The organism is Corynebacterium gallinarum, assembly GCF_014837045.1.
In the GTDB taxonomy this organism is placed as follows: domain Bacteria; phylum Actinomycetota; class Actinomycetes; order Mycobacteriales; family Mycobacteriaceae; genus Corynebacterium; species Corynebacterium gallinarum.
Genome location: NZ_JACSPR010000009.1, coordinates 76,504 through 99,195, shown reverse-complemented (window position 1 = coordinate 99,195; position 22,692 = coordinate 76,504). Strand labels below are relative to the sequence as shown.

At 57.7% G+C, this 22,692-nt stretch carries 18 protein-coding genes; 5 read left to right on the top strand and 13 right to left on the bottom strand.

Annotated elements, in window-relative coordinates:
- Window positions 1–442 precede the first annotated feature (442 nt).
- Window positions 443–1,549, top strand: coding sequence for an alpha/beta hydrolase (locus tag H9627_RS11895; RefSeq protein ID WP_191734252.1), 1,107 nt, complete (start codon window positions 443–445; stop codon window positions 1,547–1,549).
- Window positions 1,550–1,642: 93 nt separating this feature from the next.
- Here the strand turns inward: H9627_RS11895 and H9627_RS11890 are convergent, their stop codons facing one another.
- Window positions 1,643–1,951, bottom strand: coding sequence for a monooxygenase (locus H9627_RS11890; protein WP_191734251.1), 309 nt, complete (start codon window positions 1,949–1,951; stop codon window positions 1,643–1,645).
- Between the two features lie 63 nt (window positions 1,952–2,014).
- Here H9627_RS11890 and H9627_RS11885 point away from each other — a divergent pair, with 63 nt between their 5' ends.
- The 3 genes from H9627_RS11885 to H9627_RS11875 are packed head-to-tail and all read left to right on the top strand — an operon-like array spanning window position 2,015 to window position 6,675.
- Complete coding sequence (locus H9627_RS11885) at window positions 2,015–4,039, top strand: prolyl oligopeptidase family serine peptidase (protein WP_191734250.1); 2,025 nt, start codon at window positions 2,015–2,017, stop codon at window positions 4,037–4,039.
- A gap of 12 nt (window positions 4,040–4,051) precedes the next feature.
- Entirely contained in the window at window positions 4,052–5,440 is a 1,389-nt protein-coding gene (locus H9627_RS11880) for a M1 family metallopeptidase (RefSeq protein WP_191734249.1), read from the top strand.
- Window positions 5,437–6,675, top strand: a complete 1,239-nt coding sequence (locus H9627_RS11875) for a hypothetical protein (protein WP_191734248.1) — start codon at window positions 5,437–5,439, stop codon at window positions 6,673–6,675. Before H9627_RS11880 ends, H9627_RS11875 begins: the two co-directional genes overlap by 4 nt.
- A 21-nt stretch (window positions 6,676–6,696) precedes the next feature.
- Here H9627_RS11875 and H9627_RS11870 read toward each other — a convergent pair whose 3' ends face one another.
- From H9627_RS11870 to grpE, 12 genes are all read right to left on the bottom strand, one after another.
- Complete coding sequence (locus tag H9627_RS11870) at window positions 6,697–7,032, bottom strand: hypothetical protein (RefSeq protein WP_191734247.1); 336 nt, start codon at window positions 7,030–7,032, stop codon at window positions 6,697–6,699.
- Window positions 7,029–8,198 (bottom strand): ATP/GTP-binding protein, encoded by a 1,170-nt coding sequence (locus H9627_RS11865; RefSeq protein ID WP_191734246.1) that lies wholly within the window; start codon window positions 8,196–8,198, stop codon window positions 7,029–7,031. Before H9627_RS11865 ends, H9627_RS11870 begins: the two co-directional genes overlap by 4 nt.
- A 119-nt stretch (window positions 8,199–8,317) precedes the next feature.
- Window positions 8,318–9,256 (bottom strand): tryptophan-rich sensory protein, encoded by a 939-nt coding sequence (locus tag H9627_RS11860; RefSeq protein ID WP_225213814.1) that lies wholly within the window; start codon window positions 9,254–9,256, stop codon window positions 8,318–8,320.
- A 168-nt stretch (window positions 9,257–9,424) separates the two neighbouring features.
- The gene (locus tag H9627_RS11855; RefSeq protein ID WP_225213813.1) at window positions 9,425–9,700 is read right to left on the bottom strand and encodes a PspC domain-containing protein; all 276 of its coding nucleotides are present in this window, start codon (window positions 9,698–9,700) and stop codon (window positions 9,425–9,427) included.
- 22 nt (window positions 9,701–9,722) lie between these two features.
- On the bottom strand, window positions 9,723–10,226 hold the full coding sequence (locus H9627_RS11850; protein ID WP_060563774.1) for a hypothetical protein: 504 nt from the start codon (window positions 10,224–10,226) through the stop codon (window positions 9,723–9,725).
- Window positions 10,223–10,444 carry a hypothetical protein gene (locus H9627_RS11845; RefSeq protein WP_191734245.1) on the bottom strand — a complete coding sequence of 74 codons (222 nt, stop codon included), beginning with the start codon at window positions 10,442–10,444 and terminating at the stop codon, window positions 10,223–10,225. The genes H9627_RS11850 and H9627_RS11845 overlap by 4 nt, the downstream gene beginning before the upstream one ends.
- A gap of 65 nt (window positions 10,445–10,509) precedes the next feature.
- A complete protein-coding gene (locus H9627_RS11840; protein ID WP_191734244.1) occupies window positions 10,510–12,291 on the bottom strand; it encodes a TRAFAC clade GTPase domain-containing protein in 1,782 nt (593 codons plus the stop codon).
- A gap of 8 nt (window positions 12,292–12,299) precedes the next feature.
- Window positions 12,300–14,717, bottom strand: coding sequence for a GAP1-N2 domain-containing protein (locus H9627_RS11835; RefSeq protein ID WP_404826210.1), 2,418 nt, complete (start codon window positions 14,715–14,717; stop codon window positions 12,300–12,302).
- 36 nt (window positions 14,718–14,753) lie between these two features.
- Window positions 14,754–15,911, bottom strand: a complete 1,158-nt coding sequence (locus H9627_RS11830; RefSeq protein WP_191734242.1) for a TRAFAC clade GTPase domain-containing protein — start codon at window positions 15,909–15,911, stop codon at window positions 14,754–14,756.
- A 14-nt stretch (window positions 15,912–15,925) separates the two neighbouring features.
- On the bottom strand, window positions 15,926–18,670 hold the full coding sequence (locus H9627_RS11825; protein ID WP_191734241.1) for a fibronectin type III domain-containing protein: 2,745 nt from the start codon (window positions 18,668–18,670) through the stop codon (window positions 15,926–15,928).
- A 115-nt stretch (window positions 18,671–18,785) separates the two neighbouring features.
- Window positions 18,786–20,393 carry an Hsp70 family protein gene (locus H9627_RS11820; protein ID WP_191734240.1) on the bottom strand — a complete coding sequence of 536 codons (1,608 nt, stop codon included), beginning with the start codon at window positions 20,391–20,393 and terminating at the stop codon, window positions 18,786–18,788.
- 70 nt (window positions 20,394–20,463) lie between these two features.
- Entirely contained in the window at window positions 20,464–20,970 is a 507-nt protein-coding gene (gene grpE / locus H9627_RS11815; RefSeq protein WP_191734239.1) for a nucleotide exchange factor GrpE, read from the bottom strand.
- Window positions 20,971–21,672: 702 nt separating this feature from the next.
- Here grpE and rfbB point away from each other — a divergent pair.
- Entirely contained in the window at window positions 21,673–22,692 is a 1,020-nt protein-coding gene (gene rfbB, locus H9627_RS11810) for a dTDP-glucose 4,6-dehydratase (protein ID WP_191734238.1), read from the top strand.

Below are 22,692 nucleotides of genomic sequence, written 5' to 3'. Positions count from 1 at the left end.
GACGTTAGAACTACCTAACCACCCATGCTATCGCCAGAAAAAATCCAGCTTAAAACAACGTTTAGACTTAAATCAGCATAACCCGATTTCGGTAACCCAGCTCCCTGAGTGTCCAAATAGACAAATGTAGCCTGTCAACGGAACAAATTCAGCGCATCCCCGAAATGCGCCTTCCCCCGTCCTCCCCCGTGAACATCGGGAGGGAACTGTCGCGGAAAACTATCGAATATAAAAATAAGATTTCAGATTCCCACTGAAACTGTTAACGTCAAGTCACGAATCGTCGATGTACCAAAAAGAGCCTCGCTAATAAGAGGCATAACGGGCTGTACGGCCACTTTTGGTTTATATTAACTATCACATGGGTTTAATACCCCGGATGTCCCGATCTGGTTCTAACCAGCCTTTGGGGCCACTGACCATAATTTCACGAGGGAAAAACATGAAGCTTCTTCGCCGTATTGCCGCGCCCATCGCCGCGCTGGGTATTGCCATGTCCGCCATTGCTGCTCCTAACGCTGCAACGGCAGCTGAGCTGAGCCCAGCTGATGTTGCCGGTGACACCGCATTATCTACCATCACCGAGGGTGCGAAATACCCGGAGAAGCCGGCACCGCGTTGGCGCGCATACGTCAACGCTGCTGATGACCGCGTGAAGGAGATGTGGGCCTACTCCCCCTCCATGGACCGCGATGTTCCCCTCGTTGTCATCACTGCCGATGAGTCCGCTGGCCCGCGCCCGGTCATCTACCTCCTCAACGGTGGCGACGGCGGCGAAGGCGCAGCCAACTGGGTCATGCAGACCGACGTGATTGATTTCTACCTTGAGAAGAACGTCAACGTGGTCATCCCCATGGAAGGCAAGTTCTCCTACTACACCGATTGGGTGCAGGAGAATGCAGCACTCGGCGGCAAGCAGATGTGGGAGACCTTCCTGGTCAAGGAGCTTCCAGGGCCGCTGGAAGCAGAGCTCAACGCTGACGGACAGCGCGCCATTGCCGGCATGTCCATGTCCGCCACCACCTCACTGCTGTTCCCGCAGCACTACCCCGGTTTCTACGATGCGGCTGCGTCCTTCTCCGGTTGTGCATCCACTTCTCAGCCTCTGCCGTGGGAGTACCTGAAGCTCACCCTCGATCGTGGCAACGCCACCCCGGAGCAGATGTGGGGTCCACGCGGTGGGGAGGTCAACATCTACAACGATGCCCTGATCAACTCCGACAAGCTGCGCGGCACCGACCTGTACGTCTCCAACGCCTCCGGTCTGGCTGGCCACTGGGAGTCGGCCGGCAGCCCCCGCTTCGAAGGTCTGGATCAGGCCTACCTGTCCCTGGCCATGACCGAGACCATCGTCACCGGTGGACTCATCGAGGCAGCCACCAACAAGTGCACCCACGACCTCAAGGCAAAGCTGGACCACGCCGGCATCCCTGCCGACTGGAACCTGCGCCCCACCGGCACCCACTCCTGGGGTTGGTGGCAGGATGACCTCCGCGGATCCTGGGACACCTTCGCCCGTTCCTTCGGGCTGGAGAACGAGAACGCTTAAAGGTCCCCTCGTTTAGCCTCTAACTACAACGGCACCCCACTTAAAAGGTGGGGTGCCGTTGTGGGTTTCCCTTACGAGTGGTTTCAGACGAGATCAGCGCTCCAACACCGCATGATCAATACGTGACAGCCCTTCATTCACCTCATACGATGTCGCAGTGATATCGGTTATCCCGAAACCAGCCAGCCGCGCGGTGTGCTTCTCCACATAAGCCTGGGCGCTTGCCTCGTCTGCGAAGAGGTAGACACCGCCAGCGACCTCGCGTTGTGGGTCCTCCGTCCATACCTTCCAGATCAGGCCGTCCTGACCGGCGATATCGTGGGCCAGCTCAGCGTAGGCAGCCTCGGCATCAGCACCGAAGGGGCCTGTGGAGGGGAATTCAAAAACCAGAAGTGTAGTCATGCCCCCGAGGATACGCCGGGACGGACCACTTCCCTCCCGCCCCATACAGCTACCCTTGTCCCCATGACTGATTACTCCTTCCTCGAACCCATCGATTCACCCGAGGCCCTGGAATGGGCGGAAAAACATTCGGAAGCCACCGTCGACAAGCTCCCTGAGGCGCCACGCACCGCACTGCAACAGCGCCTCCTGGAGGCACTGGACACCGATGACCGCATCCCTTATGTCAGCCGGCGCGGGGAGAGGCTGTACAACTTCTGGCGTGATGCCACCCACCCGCGGGGGCTGTGGCGCACCACCACGCTGGAGTCGTATCTCACCGGCGAGCCAACCTGGGAGGTGCTCATTGATCTTGATGCCCTGGCGGAAGCCGAGGAGGAGAACTGGGTGTGGAAGGGGGCTCAGGTGCGCGCCCCGGAATATGATCTGGCGCTGGTGAAGCTCTCCCGCGGTGGTGCGGATGCCACCGTCATCCGGGAGTTCGACCTCACCACGGCAACCTTCGTGGAAGATGCCCCCTTCACCATCCCCGAAGCTAAGACGGATGTGTCCTGGTTGGACCGGGAAACCCTGTTGATCGGCACGGATACCGGTGAGGGTTCGCTGACCACCTCCGTGTACCCGGCGCGCGTGCTCACCTGGAAGCGCGGGGAAGATCTTGCCAGCTCACCGCTGTTCTTCGAAGGTGAAACAGAGGATGTGGCGGTGGGTGCGTGGGTGGATCCAACGCCTGGCTGGGAGCGTACTTTTGTGTCCCGGGCAGTGGATTTCTACAACTCCCGTGAGTTCGTGGAGGTAGATGGTGAGCTCATCGCCCTTGAGGTGCCGGATGATTGTGATGTGGTGGTGCGCAATCAGTGGATCTTCATCAATCCACGCACGGAGTTTGCCGGCATCCCGGCCGGTGGTCTCGGTGTGATGGAGTTTGCTGCTTTCCTGGATGGCCAGCGTGCATTTGAGCCCGTGTTCACCCCGACGGCCTCCACCTCGCTGCAGGGATTATCCTCCACCAAGAATCATCTGCTGTTGACCCTGCTGGATAATGTGTCCACCTCGATCGCGGTGGTGGATATTGATAACCCCACCGGTGAGCAGCGCCCGTTGCCCCTGCCGGAGCATGCCACCGCGCACATTGTGGCCACCTCTGCGTTGAGTGGGGATGAGATCTGGGTGCAGGCCACCAGCTTCACCCAGCCAGGTGCCCTGTTGCGTGGGGATCTCTCTGAGTCCCTGGAGCTGACCGAGGTACGCCGTTCGCCCTTGCAGTGGGATAACACCGGGCTGGAGACCCGTCAGCATTGGGCAACGTCCAAGGATGGGACGAAGATCCCGTATTTCATCTCCGGACGGTTCAGCTCTGACCAACAGCCACTGCCCACCCTGGTGCATGCCTATGGCGGTTTCGAGGTTTCTCTCACCCCGGGTCACTCCCCCACCCGGGGTATCGCCTGGCTGGAGAAGGGTTACCTGTTTGTCGAGGCCAATCTGCGTGGCGGTGGTGAGTTCGGACCGCAGTGGCATTCCCAGGCCACCAGGCTGAACCGGCTGAAGGTGTGGGAGGATCACCGCGCCGTCCTGGAGGATCTGGTCGCCCGCGGGTATACCACCCCGGAGCTCATCGCCATTAGGGGTGGGTCCAATGGTGGCCTGCTCACCAGTGGGGCACTCACCCAGTATCCAGAGGCGTTTGGGGCGGCGGTGGTGCAGGTGCCGCTGACCGATATGCTGCGCTATCACACCTGGTCGGCAGGGGCGTCGTGGATGGCGGAGTACGGCAACCCGGATGATCCAGACGAACGGGCGGTGATTGAATCGTATTCGCCGTTGCATAATATCTCGGGCGTCGACAAGCGCCCCTACCCGCCGGCCCTGGTGACCACCTCGACGCGGGATGATCGCGTGCACCCCGCGCACGCCCGCTTGTTCGCCCAGGCGCTTGACGATGCCGGCCAGCCCGTGGATTATTACGAAAACACCGAAGGCGGTCACGCAGGTGCCGCGGATAACAAGCAGGTGGCGCACATGGAGTCGTTGATCTACACGTGGATCGAAACGGCGCTGGGTTTGGTTTCAGCTGATGAGGGGTAATATCACCTAGCGATGACTACGAGACGGATGCGATCCACCCCTGTACCCGGTACCCGTGATTCCTACACCGGTATCGACTTCAACCTCGGATTCCACATCCGGAACTACGAGCTTGACCTCACCTACCGGGTATCACCGAATCTGCTCATGGGGACTGCGACGCTGCATATGGTGAACTACCATCCGCTGACCTCGCTGACCCTGGATTTGAGCAACAACCTCCGCGTGGAGAAGGTCACCGCGCAGGGCACCGCCGGCACCAATGTGCAGGTGGCACGGTTTAGGCACAGCAACAAGAAACTGCATATCAGTTTCCGCGAGGCAATCCCGGTGGATCAGGAGTTCTCCCTGACCATCCGCTACCGCGGCAACCCGCGTCCCACGCGCACGCCCTGGGGTGCGATCGGGTGGGAGGAGCTGGACAACGGAGCCCTGGTGGCCTCACAGCCGTGTGGCGCGCCGAGCTGGCTGCCCAGCGATGACACCCCCGATGAGAAGGCGCGTTTCGATATAAAGGTCACCGCCGACAATGACTACATGGTGATCTCCAACGGCGACCTGGTCGGGCGCATCACCCGTGGCAGTGCCACCACCTGGCACTACCGCACCCGCGAACCCATGGCTACCTACCTGGCCACCATCCAGGTGGGTTCGTATGAAGAGGTGTCGCTGGGGGCGTCGAAGTCCGGGGTGCCGGTGCTGGCGTATATCCCCACCGGTGATATCGACCTGCGCGAACGGGTGCTGCAGGACTTCCGCCCGCAGGCGCAGATGGTGGATGTGTATGAGGAGCTGTTCGGCCCCTACCCGTTCGCTAACTACCGCGTGGTGATCACTGAGGATGACCTGGAGATCCCCATCGAGGCGCAGGGGCTGTCCACCTTCGGATCCAACTTCGCCACCGGGGACGGCGAATGGGAACGCCTGATCGCCCATGAGCTCTCCCACCAGTGGTTCGGCAACTCCCTGGGCTTGGCGCAGTGGAATGACATCTGGCTCAATGAGGGCTTCGCCTGCTACGCCGAGTGGTTGTGGTTTGAGAAGTCCATCGGGATCTCCGCCGCGGAAAGCGCCCGGAGGCATTACGCGAAGATCGCCGAGCTGGGCCAGGACATTGTGCTCGCCGACCCCGGCCCCAAGGACATGTTCGATGACCGCGTGTACAAGCGCGGTGCGCTCACCGTCCACGCCTTCCGGGTGTTGCTTGGTGATGCCCACTTCTTCCCCGCCCTTCGCGCCTACGTCGCCGAGGGCAAACACGGGCTGGTGGAACCACGTGATCTGTGGCGACACCTCGCCGCGGCGTGCGCGTCGGCGGGGGTCGCCGAATCCGAGCTTGTCGACGTCTGGAACGCCTGGCTGAAAAACCCCCAGCTGCCAGCGTTTCCTGACCGCCCATGAAATACCTGACTCTGGCCACCATCATCGCCGGTATCTCCGGCTTCGTGGTCATTATCATCGCCGCCTGGGCACTCGGCTCCTCCGGCACACTGACCGAGGAGTTCACCGCCTACTGGGGGCTGTTCTTCGCCGGCACTGGCGTGCTGACCGGGCTGACGCAGGAGACCACGCGGGCGGTGTCGGCGGCGCGGGGTGGGGAGAAGGTGGCGTCGAGAAGCTCGGTGCGGCCGATCCTGTTCTCACTGGGCGCTGCTGCGGTGACCGCGGTGGTGCTCGGGCTGACCGCACCGTTCTGGATCGGGCGGCTGCTTAGCGAGCACCAAAGCATCGGCGTCGGCATGCTCGCCGTCGGCCTGGGCAGCTACGCCGTGCAGGCGACAGTCTCGGGGATTTTGTCGGGATGTCAGCTATGGAAGCAGTACGCGGCGCTGATCTCCCTGGACACCGGCGTGCGTATGATCCTGGCTGTGGTGGCGTGGCTGCTGGGATACCAGCTGCTGGCCTTCCTGTTCATCACCGTGGTGGGGGCGGTGTCGTGGGTGGTGATTGTGGGGCTCTCGCGCTCGGCGCGGGCGGCGCTGGGCTCGGTGACCGATGTGTCGGGGCCGGTATTTATGCGACAGGCACTCACCGCGATGGCAGCATCTGGCTCGACGGCCGTGCTGATCACTGGCTTTCCTACGCTGGTGAAGCTGACCAACCCCGACACCACTGGCCAGGCCGTGACAGCTGCGGCCGTGATCTATGCGGTCACGCTGACACGCGCTCCTTTGCTTGTGCCGCTGCAGCAATTCCAATCCGCGATCATCGTGCGATTCGTGCAGGGTGGGCGTTCCCCGTGGAATGCACTTGCCGGGCCCCTGGCGATTGTGTGGGGGGTCGGGCTGGTTGGCTCCGGGTTGGCGTGGTTGATCGGGCCATGGCTTTTCGAGGTGATCCTGCGTCAGGAGATCTTCGCCGTGCCGGGTAGTCTGCTGGCTGCGCTGACGCTGGGGGCTACGACAACTGCGATGTTGATGGTCACGGGTTGCGCGACGATTGCCTACGACCGGCATGGACTGTACCTGGCCGGCTGGGTGGTCGCGACGGTGGTAGCGGTGGCGATTTTGATGGGGCCGTGGTCACTGGCGATGGGCGCTGCGCTGGCTTTGATTGTTGGGCCGTTGGTGGGGCTGGTTGTGCACCTGGTGGCGTTGTTCGGGAAGAACGCGCCGGTGGTGGGGGCTGGGGTTTGAGCACCCCATGTCTAGCAGTTTCTAGCCGTCCCATACCTCGGCGTACCTGTCTGCCACCAGGGGCCAGATAATCTCTACCCCATCCTCCACAGAATCCACCTTCTCGGCGAGATCCGCCAGCAGGACAAAATCATGATAGATAAACCGTCCAGCCTGATCCTTGCGTCCCTCAGGATCCTTCATTCTGAGCGCGACACGCTCCGGTGAGACCCGGCGGCAGAACTCATCCTGCTGTATGAAGGGCTCGAAGGCATCTTCATACACGGTGAGGGGATTCCAGGAATCGTCATTCTGGCTTCCCTCCTCCAAGAACTCAAATCCCCACTGATACCCGCGGGCCAGCCAGATGAAACTCATAACGGACTCCGGAAAAGAACTTTCTCCTCTTCTCCCCTCTTAAGATCACGAGCAAAACGAGCCAGGATTCCACTCAACGCATCGTGCTTAACGCTTGCATCACGGTTGATCTCTGCGATTTTCTCCTGAACCTTCTTCATGATCTCGATCATCGCCTGTTTCCCCACTACCTTAATGACGGCTTTCTGGATCATCCCGAAAGGTCCAGGAAGGTCCTTCTTCAGGAGGAACGCCAAAGCGATCTCCGAAGCCAGTGATCCCGCGCCCAACAGATTCTCGAGAACATCCGAAGGCAACTTAATCATCTCCGCCCACTTAAGATGTCGTTCGAAAGGCAACATCGCAGAGATCGGCAGTAAAAGATCCAGCCCCACCCGCTTCGTCACCACGATTTTCTCCGGCTCAAATTTCGCCGATGACAACAGCACAAAATCCTGGGCCAGGGAGAGAGCATCAGGGGTATCAACGAACTCTGCAATTGCAGCGCCAAGGTGAGTGAGGTCTTCCCCAGCTTTACCGATCACCAGATCCCGGAAGGCAATGATATCCATATCAGGAAGCAGATCAGCCTTAGATAACGCTAGAACCCATACTCGTGGGAATTCCGTCAGCTTTTGCCCGTCCTCAAGGATGTCCTCCTTCAGATTAAGCAGGCCCGTCCTGAAATTGGAGAATAATAACTTCAGATACCGTTCTTCCTCACCCGCATAATCGATGAGCCTCTGCCCATCGACTAGAAGGAGTGCCACATCTGCACTCAACAGGGAACGAAACGTATCAACACGGCGTTGGGTAATCTCCGCATTCTCAATGTCCTGCGTAAACCACTCCCCCGGATAGTCATGCCAGACGAGCCGGAGGGCATCAAAAGGACCCTGACTCTGGGCACCTTCACTACCTTTTTCTTTAAGCTTCACTTTGAACGAGTACTCATGCGCCTTCAATTTTGTACCTTGAGGGACTACACCGTCATTCTTCATCCCAAGGAAGATCTGTTGAAGGACAAGACCTTGCTCTCCGCTTTCTGCGATCAAGTGATAGTCGCTGGTATCAAGAAATTTCGGTTCTTGAGCAGCACCATAAAATGATGACAGCAGCACTGTTTTTCCGCTGCCGGCTTCGCCGAACACCGCGATTTCCTGGTCAAGGGTTCTGAGGATAGGCATGGGAGAAGTCTACGGTGAAACTGTCACTCACACAGCTGGCACCGGGCCGAAAGCCTGTGAGGCTCGGTCCGGCGCTGCATCGTTTCTCGGTAAAGCAAGTGAACGGCCGATGGCGGGATCTAGTGAGCTTGTTGCTCAGCCCCAGCAGCCAGGGATCGCCCGCTGGTGGCGGAGCGCCTCAATGCCCATGCGATCAGGGCGGTCAGCACTACAACTGCGGAAGCAGCACCCCCGGTGATCACCAGAGCCTGGGATTCGTAGCTGCCCTCCATGCGTGCCACCGCGATCCAGGCCAGTCCCCAGGAGGTGGCGAGGGCCGGGGCGATGCGGCCGCCGTCGATAATGGCTGCGACAACGCCGATCAAGCCTGCCAGCACAATTCCGCCAACGCCAACCGGGATGGTGGTGAAGGCATTGAGGCCCTCGGCGGAGAAGTAGGCGAAGAGGTTGGCAAAAGTAGCCACCAACACCCAACCGAAGTACAAGCCGAAGGTGCCCTCGGTGAGGATCAGATCAGGCCAGCCACCAGTGCGGGGTTCGCCCAGGATATACATGATGCGGATGAGGACCACGAGCAGAACCGTGATCACCAGAACAGAAGCCCAGACCTGGTCGAATTGCACGGTCCAGATCCATACGGAATTCAAGATGACAGAAGCAATCGCCCAGGGACGCAGATGCTTTTGGCGGGGTGAGCGGCGGGCCGCTGGGAATAACTGCCAGATGGCGTACCCGGCCAGTCCCGCGTAGATCACGCTCCAGATGCTAAAAGCGCTACTAGCCGGAGCCAGTGGCGTGGCATCAGCGGACAGCGCCCCTCCTGCTGCCTCCGCAATCGGGGTGCCGCCGATGGCGCCACTGCCGAGGAATGCGGTGAAAATGGCTGCTGCCGTGACAATGACCGTGAGAATGGGCATCGCCCAGCCGGCATCGGTGTGTTCATTCTGGGTGGCTGCAGGGCTCGTGCCTACATGATGATTCAGAGTAGCGTCCTGATGAGTCGTGCCAGGCGCGGTGGAACCTGATTGGGGTGTGATCTCGCTCGGTTGCGTGTTCATTGTTAACCTCCTTGGCCCCAGCGTATGGACGGAAGGAGGTACGGACAATGTATTTATAGGGATCCCGATCAATTGAAGCTGAACTGTGATGGAACCTGTGAGGGAATTGGGTACGGGCTTCGAACCTGAAATAGCGATACCGATCAACGAGCGCGCCGGCAGGGCTTCTCACTCGGTCCTTGATTCCTTCGGCATTGCTAACCACGCCACGAAATAGACGGGAAACTGGGGGCCCGGCAGGAAGAACGACCCGAGAAAAAGAAGGCGCAGCCACACCGGATGAACACCATAAGTTGCCCCTATGCCGCTGAACACTCCCGCCACCCATCGGCCCTTACGTACTCGCCGGATGGTGCCCAATTTGGACTTACGAGTGATGTCCTTCAGAATTTCGGACAACGTCGTGCGATCCATTGGCTCATCCGAGTGGTCAGGATTGCTCATTTCGCATCACCCCGACCGTTTTTCAATAGATAAGCATCCATTGGACTCCGCTCTGCGAATCAATAATCTCGACGTGAGTACCCGTGAACGAACCCTGCAGCTCAAACTGATTTCCGGTTTGGGGGCTGATTGTCGACAATACGAGCGCACCATCACCTTCGAAGCGCTCTCTAGCGGTGGCTCTCCGCCATTCAGCGGCGATCTGATCAGCGAAACCACACCCTAGATGCTCGTAGAACACGACCACGTTGTCCAATTTACCCCCCTGGCTACAGTAGTCAGCACCCTGCGCTTCTATGGGTTCTGATACTGGGGATGCGAGAAACCGCTCATAGGTGCCGGTCGCTCCACCCTGGGCAGTCCGTATCGACTCGCCCCCGACAGAAGTCAGCATGAATACAAGCAACAGTGTGAGCACCCCTCCAATCATGTAGGCAGGCAGGGTTCCTTTGAGCCGTGGTAACAGCAGGTGTCCCCTGGCATCGATGTCGGGCACGAACAGTGTCTCGGTGTCGCGTGAACTCACGATAGCCCCCAGGGATAGGGAATCAACCCGCTGAGAACCTCACCAAGATCACCGATCCGCGCCAGGAGCGTCTGCAGGTAAGCCGCGCCCTGTCCTTCATCCAGGAACCACAGAACGAAGAAAGTCAGGAGGGCTACCACCATGAGCCCGTGGATCAGGGAGGTAACCATTCTGAATACGCGATAACTCGTCGGTACGGACAGGGTGCCGTCACTCATTGTCTCTCATCTCCACATTGCTTGTTACTCGATATGAGCTCTTCACTTCGCCAACTTGTTCCGTGTTAGTGGTCAGTTGCCGGCTGAGGGGTTGTCTTTGCCACAGGGGTTTTTGCCTGTTGCCTGGCAGCCGCGGCAGCGGCCTTGCGTTCACGTTCAGCTTCCCGTTCTTCGATGACGCGCAGCAGTTTCTCCTGGGGGAACATCTTTACGGAAGCCAGGATCTCTTCTATCACATGGACTGGATTGACGTGGTCCGTAAAATCCAGGCTGTGGAAAGAATCCACCGCAACGTACGCGGCAGTGGGGAAATCAACAGAAATCGCATCAACAAGATTGTTGAACCCATGTCCATTCAGCCATTCGCGTAACTTTTCACTTCCCATCGCACCGAAATTGAGGGCGGGCAGCACTTCCTGAAGTTGGTCCACCCGGCTGATGACTACAGTCAGCTTCTTCTTGGACAGGTCAATCTGGCCAGCGCGAAGGACACTAGAAAAGGTCGTGTAAACCTTCATCTGATCATCAGTGTGGTCGCCTTCCGCGGCTGGCATCTTGCTTTCCCGTAGGCGTTTCATATCAGGATCCGCAAAGGGATCAACGGTGAGAATGAAGTGCTCAGCTCCGCGCAGGTACTGGAGCCGTGCGATCGTATCCGCACTGGTGAATTGTTCGCCAGCAACATCCATGATCTGTACTTCCACAGGCTCTGGAAGGCCTTCCACACGCAGGACATATCCTTTACCTACTGGTTTTGTGTTGCTGGTAGGCTGCGTCGCCGCTTCTTTCTGTAGTCGCTCCCACTGAGCCAATACAAAGTTCTTGGCTTCCTGATCGAGTGGTTCGACCTCACCGCCGGCGGTGAGGGCATGCTCTTTGAGACCATTGAGCGCAGATCCCAGAAACATGGTCTTTCCTGAGTTTCGGGCTCCGAGCACGGGAAGAAGCAGGGTGGGCCGACCGCCGGAACCCGCCATCAGGAGTTGCCCACAGGCCGGGCAGGAGGGTTCCAGAACTGCTGACGCCCTGTTGACCGTATTGGGCAGGCGAGTTCCACAGCCGCATATGCGGGACAGCAATCCCAGGGGCCCCGGACGGATATTATGGTGGTTCGTTTTGCAATTGGGGCATTGATACGACGGCATGGTGGACACTGCGTAGCAGTATTTGCAGTGCAGCTTAGCTCGTCGTCGGTTCCTGTTCCTGCTGTCCGCCCAACTGAGCAATTTGTTGCTGGTGGACAATAGGATCGAGCCCAGGAAAAGGGCAAGGCGGTACACGACGGTCCAGCCGAGCATCGAGATGTAGAGTCCCATAATCAGACAAAAGTAGGGCAGTGCGAGAAGTACCTTGACCAACGTGCTGGATACCCTCGGCTGGACGCGGCGTTTAATCGACAGCTTCCATTCATCTGTGGTCGATTCATCTGCATCATCGATCTCGGCCATTCCCATCCGCAGAGCAACGATCATATGCAGGTAACGGTATTGTCTGATCACTGAGGTGAAATCATGTTTCGCCTGATAGGGCAGATAAAGCGGCCACGCCCAGTCCCAGCCATAGTGTTGATTTTCGCCAGTCTGTTTCCCGCGAATCACCTCGCCGTCGCGTACCTTGTCCGGTGTCATTGTCACCAGCGGTGAGACCGTTCGCTGCGCGAAAACAAAGAGTGGAAGAACAACTCCCACCAATAATCCCACGACAAAGAGAATCAGAGAGACAACAAGCAGCAACATCACAATGTAGCTGAGAACCCGTACAGCTGTTGCAAGAAGAACCCAGAGGACAAAAACAAGGACAACGGCGCCAAGAGCGAATGCAAGCAGAATCAGAAGAAAGTCATCCATGGTGCTCTCTACCTCCCTTTACCGGTCTTCTTGCGGGAACCAAAAGGACTCAACAGGTTTCGAGCAGATTCGAAGGTGTCCTTGAGCTTCTCGCTGCTCGAACGACCAGAGAGGTATGCGTCAACCAAAGCCGATGTGTCACGACCGTCCTCCTTTGCCAGTCGCCGCAGAACCAGCGGGGTGATCATAGCCAGAGTGCTGCGTGCGCAATCAGCGGAATCCGGAACCTCACCATTCATCTGGACAGTGGAAGCTACATTTCTGAGCACGCCAGGTACTTTTTCCTCTATCTGGCGTCGGGTTTCCATGTGGGTCTGATTCTGGAGATTGGCATCATACAGTGTCCTGATGAGCTCTTCGCATATGACCAGATCGGCATGTTGCCAGGCTGTCTTAACAATGATCTCCAGGTGAAGGAAGAGTTCCTGGGGAGTCAGTCGTCGGATCTCGGACGGCTTTCTTCTCCCCTGGAGATTAGCCAGTTCGTGCCGGACTACGTGGAACTGATCGAGTATTCGACTCAGCTCCCGGGAGGCTGACATGGAGGGCCAAGCAACCAGGAATTCCAGTATCCGTGCCAGCTGCGCGGGGTTCTGCTGGTACCACGTCGCTATCGCATCCCCGAGAGAGACAGGACAGGACCCTTGAGCTCGAAGCCACTCGAGTCCACCTGTGAAATCCACATTGCCATCGAGGTCGTGGAAGAACGGCCACCAGTTCTCGATTGTCGATCGTAAAGCCAGTTTGTGCAGGCCGCTGTTCAGAGCGCGCCCCTCATCGCCATGATGCTCCCGACGCAGCTGTGCCACCAGAATCCAGGTATCGAGGTCATGGCTGTACTGCTGGGAGAGGAAGGAGTCATACTCGCCCCTGGCCACGCCCATGGTCAGTGGAGATTGGTTCGTGAGCAGATCAGTGAGGAGGAGGTTCCTAGCGGCATCGAAAATCAGATCCCCTTCTTCCCACTCGTGAACAGACGTACTCAATGCGGGGTTATCTGCAAGGAGCCTTGCCTGACGGTCATAGAGATTGAGGTCGATCCTGATCTCCTCTCCCCGATTCACGGCCTTCAGCAGGCTGAGATAACCCCCGATAGATTCCGAGCGGAAGTCATCCCCGTATGCGCCAATCGACACCAGGGAACGACGAAGCTCAGCTATGCGCTCTTCCGCCCAGTCTCCCCTGTCAGCTGACGAGAGTACGGGCAGCGCCTCTGCCCAGTAACCGGGTGGGCCGATGACGCGCGCTATATCCGAAGGTTTCCCGATACTGCGGCGTACCACTTCGTTTAAGATGTGAACACCTGCGCCCACGTGCCCACCTACGATGAGGCTGCGGGAGACGTCGACAAGCTCCCCTACGGCGGTACCCGCTTGTAGGAGGTAGTCTGTGCAATCGGCCACCCAGGCCGCCACCGAATCGTTCTCCGGAGAAACCCTGCTGAAGGCCACTAACGCCTGGATCACCGCGCCGGTGAACTCATTCCCTTTCTCCCCCAGGAGAATGGTTCTCACGGCTTCAACCGCAACCGTGGACTCCATGTAGGTTTCCCATTCCCGGAGCTGCTCCACCGTGCGGATCACATCACCGGAATCATGGGAATTCAACCAGTCGACCACCCTGGTCGCTGTAGGACTTGGCTTTATATCACTCATTCCCTGGCCAATGAGGTCAATGAAGGACTCATTGGTCTGGGCCAGGTCGAAGCCATGGAGATCAGCGAGAACGGCGGAGTGAACGCCAATCACCCGGTATGATTCACTCTCCGGATTATAGGTACCCATGCGGAATGTCAGGCGCAATTGTTGGGGCCTGGAGAGAAAAAAGCTGAATAGAGCAAGGCAGTTGAGGAACTCTACTTCATCATCCGTCTGAATGAACACCCGTGGCCCCGAGGGTTCAAGACTCTTCTCGATCAGGGTGAGCATCACCGCGAAGTTATCCCAGAACCATGTCTTTCCCCGAAAATACCTGATCAACTCATCAGGAGTCTGAGACTGGCTCGGAGCTGCCTTGCTCCCCAGCTTCCCGGGCGTCGCGGACAGTGGTTGTACCCACAGCTCCTCAATGCAGAGGGTTTGGGCCGGACTGGTCCAGTAGAAATCCTCTGGCTCGGTTGTGACCAACACCCGGGTGAAGTGGTTCCCCGGTCGTGTGGTCCCTTGGAGCTCCGGAATTGATTTTCCATTTGCTAGATAGAACCTGCCCCCATTTTCATCGAAAAGAACGGTTCTGGGATGAGTGGAGGGATCCCTCATATCGATGTCTGGGTAGTCTTTCGACGGCAGCGCATGGAAATACTTCTCCGTCACCCGATTCCTATCGTCAGAATCCAGGTGTTCCGAACATGCAGAAAGTTGCCACCCGGGTAAACCGTTCAGAGACATCTCCCGGGTGCAGTAGGTGTAATCTATCGTTCCGAACATGCCCTCATCACTACTCTCATATCTTGGGTTAGAGGCCTATTTGGTGGGTACGAACCGTGTAAGAGACATGAGCCAGAGAAAGGGCTCGGCCACGCGAATCGGTGTGACACCGAGCTGGCTCGCCGTGGCTGTCGCATAATCCGGTTCATTGCCCAGAGCGGAGAGACTGAAAAGACGATAGTTGTCGTAATACGCTTCGAGATGATCGAGGAAGGCCCCTCCACCCCATTCCACGATTTTCGCTCCCACCTCGTTGTGGACTCTGAGGGATTCCTCCTGAGACAGAAACGGTTCCTTGGAGGATTCCTGCAACAGCGGAGAGTTGGGGGAAATCTCCTCGGCAAAAGCATCCATTTTCGCCACCGCTATCGCCAGTGGTTTCTTGATTTTCTTGTTCTTACCGGTCCTTTCATGTGCCTGAAGGACCTGTGTCAGGTTGATCAGGATCTGCTCCGGATTGACCAACTCGATATCACCGATGCCACGTTCCCGAGCTTTATGTTGAACCGCTGGAAAAGCAAAGGGGTTCAACAGCAACACCAGGCTGTCGGTAGCCGCGAGGTACTGCATGTCACGAGCATCCGCGACGCTGGCCAGCGATTCGCCGGCAGTGTCGTAGAAGCTGAAGATGGCGCTCTTCGATCGATCCAGATACCGCCATTCGTAGATGTACGGAATCTTTTTGCCACGGTTCGTACTTCCCGGGAGCCCACCGCCCTGATTCATCTGTTCGCGCCACTGACTCAACTCATCGGTCATGTTCATGTTGTCCGAGATATTGGCAATTGAGGCTCGGAAGCGGGGACCGACCGTATTGCTGAATTCAGTATTCAACACCGTCAGCAACACGGTCTTACCCGCTGCCCGTGCACCAACCAGCCCCATGAGCGTGCTGTCCGCGGAGAAGTTGGCGGGGACCGGGGAATGACAACAAGAGAACAGCCTGGTGAAACAGGGACCACCGCAGTACGAGCAGGTGGCTTTCTTGCCATTCTTATTCTTCGGCACGCTAAACGGGAGGTACCGCCTGGGATCTGAGAAGCGCTCCCGCACTTCATCGGGCTGTGGCTCGCAGGCAGGCATACCCGGGGCCGGAATTCCCGCACACCGGTACACACAGTCATCCAGGGAGGTTTCTGTGTAGCAGTAGGGGCAATTGACGGTACTTTTCTTGAACAGATCTTTTAGACCCATGACGGCATTCCTGTCTAATCTCTATTTTCCAACAGCACGCCGCTGTCTTCGGTGAAGGCACGAACCCAACGAAACTCACCCCGGCCGTCGAGTGATACACGAACATGTGCACGGGTATTCGCCCCCTGCTCCGAGGCCTCCTGCATTTTCACCCGGACCGGATCCAAGGCGATCGCACCGTTCACAGTGGGATGCGCCGGAGGGTACTGCCCCACCCCCAACACCGGTATGAAGGTGAAGGACAAACCGGCGGATGCCGGGGACACCGAGAAGCAGAAGTCCACATGTTTCGGTCTGTTGCGCCAATTGCGGGAAACCGCTGTCACATAAGTCACCACCTGGTCGATCGCGGGAATGCTGATGAGTTTCTCCTGGGACATCCACATGGTGTCCTCACCGAAGGCAACAGCGCTCAAGGTCAGGCGTGAGGCGGTGGCTCCCACATCTATCCGTAACCCCCCTTCCTTCTGGTATTCAGTACGCGAGATCATGCGTTGTCCCTTGTGCGGTCCAGACCACTTAGCTTCCACATCATTTACCCCCTGCGGCCACTCCCAGGAAATGAGAGCGGTGTTACCCAGGCGTTTAAAGGCCACATTGGTCAAAGACGGCGTGAAACCGATCGTTGTGGATTGACCTATAACACCGACGGTGCCGTCGATAGTCACAGGGACGTAGATATGCTCACCGGATTTCGGGGTCGCCTTCAACCCTTCCACTGTGCCCCGCTGAAGTGCAGTGCCCGTCATCCTCGTGCCATGCTTTTTAAGATCCTCCAGAGGGACCCGCTCGCCGAAACCGTAGGGACACTTGTGAGCCAGGGCGTAGATATAGATATCGTATCCACGCAACGTCGACCAATAGAGCGATAATTCACTCTGACCACCTGGTCCCCGGCCAAAATCGTGTGTCAGCTGTTTGACTGGACGTGCCCGCCCACGTGGTACCGCGGTGAGGGAAACCGGCTCAGAGCGGAAGGTCCCGCCTTTCCGTGAGGTGTACTCAGCTGTGAGAACAAAGCGATAGGATTCGCTATGTTGCAGGTCAGAGATTGTTATTCCCTGAGTCTGTGGTGATGTCACCTTCTTTTCCGTTCCTGCGCCGGAATAACTCACCCGCACTGCCGTGACAGCGGGATGTGCTTCCCACGTCAGATTGACGGCGGTTTCCTCGGCGACTACCCGGACGTTACTCACCGGGGGCGCAACAACCACCTCTACCCACGACGGCGCGGACCATCCACCACCGTTTGTACTTGACACACCAAAATGGAGGGTTTCACCTACCTCTGTCACGGGTGCCAGAAAAGAGAATTCGGTTGTCCTGGACGCCAACACGGTACCGTTAGTGGTGCCCTCAGGCACGTCACCGACCTGCAATGACACCTGGTGCTGCGTGGAGTCTCGGGTATTGATCCCTGCAGACCAGCTCAGCTGCACGGCCTTGTGGTCAGACAAAACCTGCGCCGAGACATTCCGCGGAGGCCCCGGTGGAAGCTGGGTGACCATCCGTTGCAGGTCCGGGTCATCAGTGCACAGCCGCTCAGCGTCCTTCAACGCGGTAAGTGCTGTGTGCACATCACCCCCATCGAACGCTCGATGGTAATCCTCAACCAGAGAAGCAACCTTTTGTTCGTGTTCATTCAAACGGTCGAGTGCTTTGCCCCGCTCAGAATCATCCTCCGGTTTAGCTGAGGCACTTTCCACTTGATCCGCAAGCTGACGAGCTTCGCGGAGCCTTCCACCGGCCAGAGCTGCGAGCACCATGCCCCAGGTGGGTTCCGAACTTTTTCCAGGAACACTCTCCGAGATCAAGGCTAGCACGATGCGGGAAGCATCTGTGATCTCGACACCGCGATCGACGAGGTCATCCCGTGCTTCTACCGGCGTTGACAAGCCCGCGAGCCGTTTGGCCGCTACGTTCTGAAGTGACAGCCTCAGAAGATCCCTGAGTTTCTCATCAGTAGGGTATTCCCGCATGATCAGATCGATTGAAGCGGGAATCTGATCGGTATGGATGCCCGTGCCGTGTCCCTTATTGACCCGGTCTTTTGCTTCCGCGAGCTGATCCCGGGAGAGAGTGCACCGTTCCAGTACCGGGATCTTCGGGATGGTCTTTTGATCAAAGAAGACCAAAGCGATCAAACTGAGCATATTGAGATCCTGGTTCATCATGCGGTGGAACCAGGGGGGAACGTCCCCCGGCAGGGGGGAATACGGTTCCACCACCTTCAGACCGGACGCGTTGAAATGCGCCTCCACGTCCTCAGATGCGTAGCCTTCGGCGTACGTGGCCCTCAATTCCTCCAATCGAGCGCGTGGAAAAACACCGAGTCCATCTGCTTCTTTCCTGGCCCTGTCAAGCAGGCGATCGAGTATCTCCTGCCCGGTAGTCTGAGCCTGGCTCATAATCAGATTGACCAGTTCATCAGACCATTCACCACCGCGAGATGCCTTCAGCCTGTCCTTCAAACCTTTGACGCGCACCGGAAGTGGGTTTTGGGAGTTATTCAACGCCATGTCGACCCACATCAGCTGCGTACTGACCTGATCCTTATCCATGTCCGCGGTGACCCAGAAAAGTTGGGCCAGGTTGAAACCGGATAACGCTTTCTGGAGGTCACCGCTGAAGTCCCAGTTGTTTTCTTCCAGGCGATCGAGAAGGACAGCCAGTTGCAACCCCTGTTTTGTGGAAGGTTCGAATTGACGCAGGTGCCGGGTAGCGAAGGTCTTCCTGAACTCCTCTTGAGTCTTCGCCATCTTTTCGAACCTCTCTCATGTGATTGTTACACATGTGCGGATGCGGTTATTCCCATGACCACCACCCCGCTACATCGCGACGTTATTACTGCTGGGTAAGCAAGAACACGCGGTTCTACTCATTCCGGGTCAGGCTCGAGACAACTTCTTTCGCTCTCTCCACTTCTTCCCGCTGCATGGTGGACACCTCAATCTCCAAACGCAGGTACTGGTCGGTCGACGGTTCATAACCCTCGAAATGAAGAAGGCCTGAAGCGTCGACTTTCATGGTCATGTGGATGGGTGACCCCTTGGGTAGGTTGGGAAGGTCAGTGAAAATGGCGCCGCTTTCCGGGGTGATCTCCACATTCGCGCCGAGTTCTTCACTGGGGACCTCACCCTTTTGTTCGAAAAGGTGAACGGGAAGACTCTGCACACTATCGCCGAGGGTGGACGCCTTCACAGAGCCCTCTGCGGGCAGTGGGGTGTTCTGCTCGATGAGGTGTCCGATGTATTGGGAGCCATCCTCGTTACTGAACTTAACGCCCACGGCCTTGGACAGTAGATTCTGAATGGTCATGGTTCCAGCCTGGCCATGGCCGGGAAGCAGCAGCTCCCTGGGCCCCTCCTGCTTATCGGGCAGGCCGTTGTCTCCAGCGGGTACCTCCACGATTCCCTGCCCAATCATGGCTGCTCCCTTGGCAACCGCGTGGTCAAAGTGCGTCTTTTGAAGTGTCCAACCGTATTTCTCGGTGAGCGCGTCAGCCACCTGAGGCATGCGGGAAGAGCCACCGACCAGGAGGTACTTATCCACCTTGAGGCCAGGGAAATTCTTGTTCCCCAGAGCAAGAGTGCGATCAACGCACTCCAGGGTTCGGTCGAGAAGATGGCGAGTCGCACGCTCGAAATCCTCCTGAGTGACCTCGACGAGCGTGGAGGCGCCTGCATAAGCACAGGGGACGCGGACCTTCGTCTTCTTGGTCAGGCTGATCTTGGCGTTCTCAGCGGCGTTCTGGAGTTCCTGAACAAAGGCGACATCATCTTCGGGGTACTCATCTCCCAACTGAGAGGCGCATGCCTCCCAGAACTGATCGAGGACGAAATCATAGAGCGCCTTATCCCAATCAGCGCCTCCCAATGTTCTGTCACCATCAACAGCCTTCACCCGGATACCCTCATCAGGGCTGAAGGTCATGATGGTGCAGTCGAAGGTGCCACCACCCAGGTCATAGACAAGGACAGTTTCTTCCCGTGTGAAATCAAATCCCTCAGCAACCGCAGCTGCCACAGGTTCGGAAACAATATCGATCACGTCAATACCCGCAATCTCACCCGCGAGTTTGGTGGAATTCTTTTCATTCAGTCCGAAGTAGGCCGGGACAGTGATTACTGCCTTTTTCGAGTCTGTATCCACCTCCTCCATTGCATTTTCGATCAACTCACGCAGGATGATCGCAGAGATGGATTCCGGGGTATATGTGTTGCCGAAGAACTGGCGTTCCACCTCGGGACCCTTCCGACCCATTTCGCGTTTGATCAGAGACACGGTCTGCTCAGGGTTGAACTTCGCACCCTGCTTAGCAGTTGCTCCCACCACGACGTTTGTTGCATCTTCAAAAAATACGACGGACGGAGTGGTGCTCTGACCGTCAGCATTGTCAATGATTTCGACCGTGTCAGAATCGGTGATATGTGCGATGGCTGAATAGGTGGTGCCGAGATCGATACCGAATACCTTGCTCATGTTTTTCTCCTTCACACGGGTTCCCATGTATGGCTTCTAGCGTTTAATGATGTTTGTCTGATCCTCAAGCTCAGGGCTTGTATTTGAGCACCACCACATGGGCTGGAAAGGCCGCTCGCTTCTGCTTCGGATAGAGAAACCCACGCTGCTGAACAGCGATAACCTGGCGATCTGCGGACTCATCCCCGGTGTCTTCGACAGCGACCACCTTGTGAATAGATCTATCGAAGGGCTGTCCGACCTCGACCGGGACTGGACTGAGTCCCAGCGAGGCGAGCGCATCAACGAGCTGGTCTGCCAGATACTCAAGGCCCTGTGTCAATTTGCTCTCTGCCTCTTCATCCACGTTCACCAGGGATGCCGGTGTACGGACCCACCGGTCGATCTGCGCCACTACGGTGATAATGGCCTGGGCAGGGGGCGTGAAAAGAGCCTGGACCTGGTCCCCCTGCAGCTCGGAGACACGCTGCTCCAGGGTTTCCACGACTCGACTCAACGTGGAGATGGTTTCCTCCAGATGCGACCGGTCACGGAGTGCGTCAATGAGGGCCTCAGTAGGCACGATGGGCGTATCCACAGGTTGACGCGCGTGTCCTCCGGTTGCCCAGGTGGACGTCCCAGCTTCCGGTTTCTCAACAGGGGTGCTCTCCTGTACCGACGGTTCCGGGGGCTCCTGCTCCCATTCCGGAGAAGGTGACTGCACCTCATTCCGCGGTGCGTCATCATCCCTGTCATGACTATCCGGAGCTGGAAGTTGACTACCGGCATGCCAAGGGGACTGTTCCGCCTTATGCTCTGGAGACCCATAGGAGGAACCAGGGGTCGGGGGGTCTGGCAAGGTTGTCATGTGCGTTTCAAGCCCTTTCCTCATATGCGGTGTAGTCCATAGCAAACCGGCGCATTCAATGTCAGAAGCTGCGTTTCTATGGTCGTCCCGCCTTAGTGAAGCCGGGTGGGAACTGGCATTTGACCGCCCTGATTTCGTACATGTGATCAGAAGTGCTGACTTATTCTCTCCGACCACTGTGAACTTCGCCACCGATACCACCCCCGGGTGGGTGCCATCAATAATGGGGGCTTTTGTCCGGGTGTTCAGAAAGTCCGCAAGCCGTGGCCCCTACGACAGCTGAGCACAGCCCATGTGGAGAAGTGGGCATGCACTATCCGTGGCTTTTCCCCATACGTTTTCACACCGCACCGAAGCTGGGTCACGGCTGAATTGACATGCCCGTCAGCGACAACACGCGCAACGGCAGGAGCCGCAACTACTATGACGACCATGACTTCTTTGCTTGTGACCGGTGGTGCCGGGTTTATCGGTGCGAACTTTGTCCGCCAGACAATCCAGCAGCATCCTGAATATGACAAGATCACGGTGCTGGACAAACTGACCTACGCCGGCAACGCTGACAACCTCGCAGGCCTCCCCGAAGACCATGTGCAGCTGGTCGTGGGTGATATCTGCGACGCTGAGCTCGTCGACAAGCTCGTCGCCGAGCACGACATCACCGTGCACTTCGCCGCCGAGTCGCACAACGACAACTCCCTGAATGATCCATCCCCGTTCGTGCAGACCAACGTGGTGGGCACTTTCACCATCCTGGAGGCGATCCGCAAGCACGGCAAGCGCCTGCACCATGTGTCCACCGATGAGGTCTTCGGTGATCTCGCACTTGATGATCCCAACCGCTTCACCGAAACCACTGCGTATAAGCCCTCTTCGCCGTATTCGGCCACCAAGGCAGGCTCGGATCACCTGGTGCACGCCTGGATCAGGTCATTTGGCATCAAGGCCACCATCTCCAACTGCTCGAATAACTATGGGCCGTATCAGCACATCGAGAAGTTCATCCCGCGTCAGATCACCAACATCCTCTCCGGTCTCACTCCGAAGCTGTACGGCACCGGCGAGCAGGTCCGTGACTGGATCCATGTCGATGACCACAATGATGCCGTCCACCTGATCCTGAAAGAAGGCAGGCTCGGTGATACCTATATCATCGGCGCGGATAATGATCATGTGAACAACAAGGCCGTGATCTCGATGATCTGTGAGCTCATGGGTCTCGGCCCCGACGCCTATGAGCACGTCGCTGATCGCCCGGGCCATGATCTGCGCTATGCCATGGATTCCACCAAGCTGCGCACCGAGCTCGGGTGGGCACCGAAGTACACCGACACCGACACCGGTATGCGCGCCGGCCTGGAACAGACCATTAAGTGGTACACCGAGCACCAGGACTGGTGGAAACCCGCCAAGGACCAGGTCGAAGCCACCTACGCCAAGCAGGGACAATAA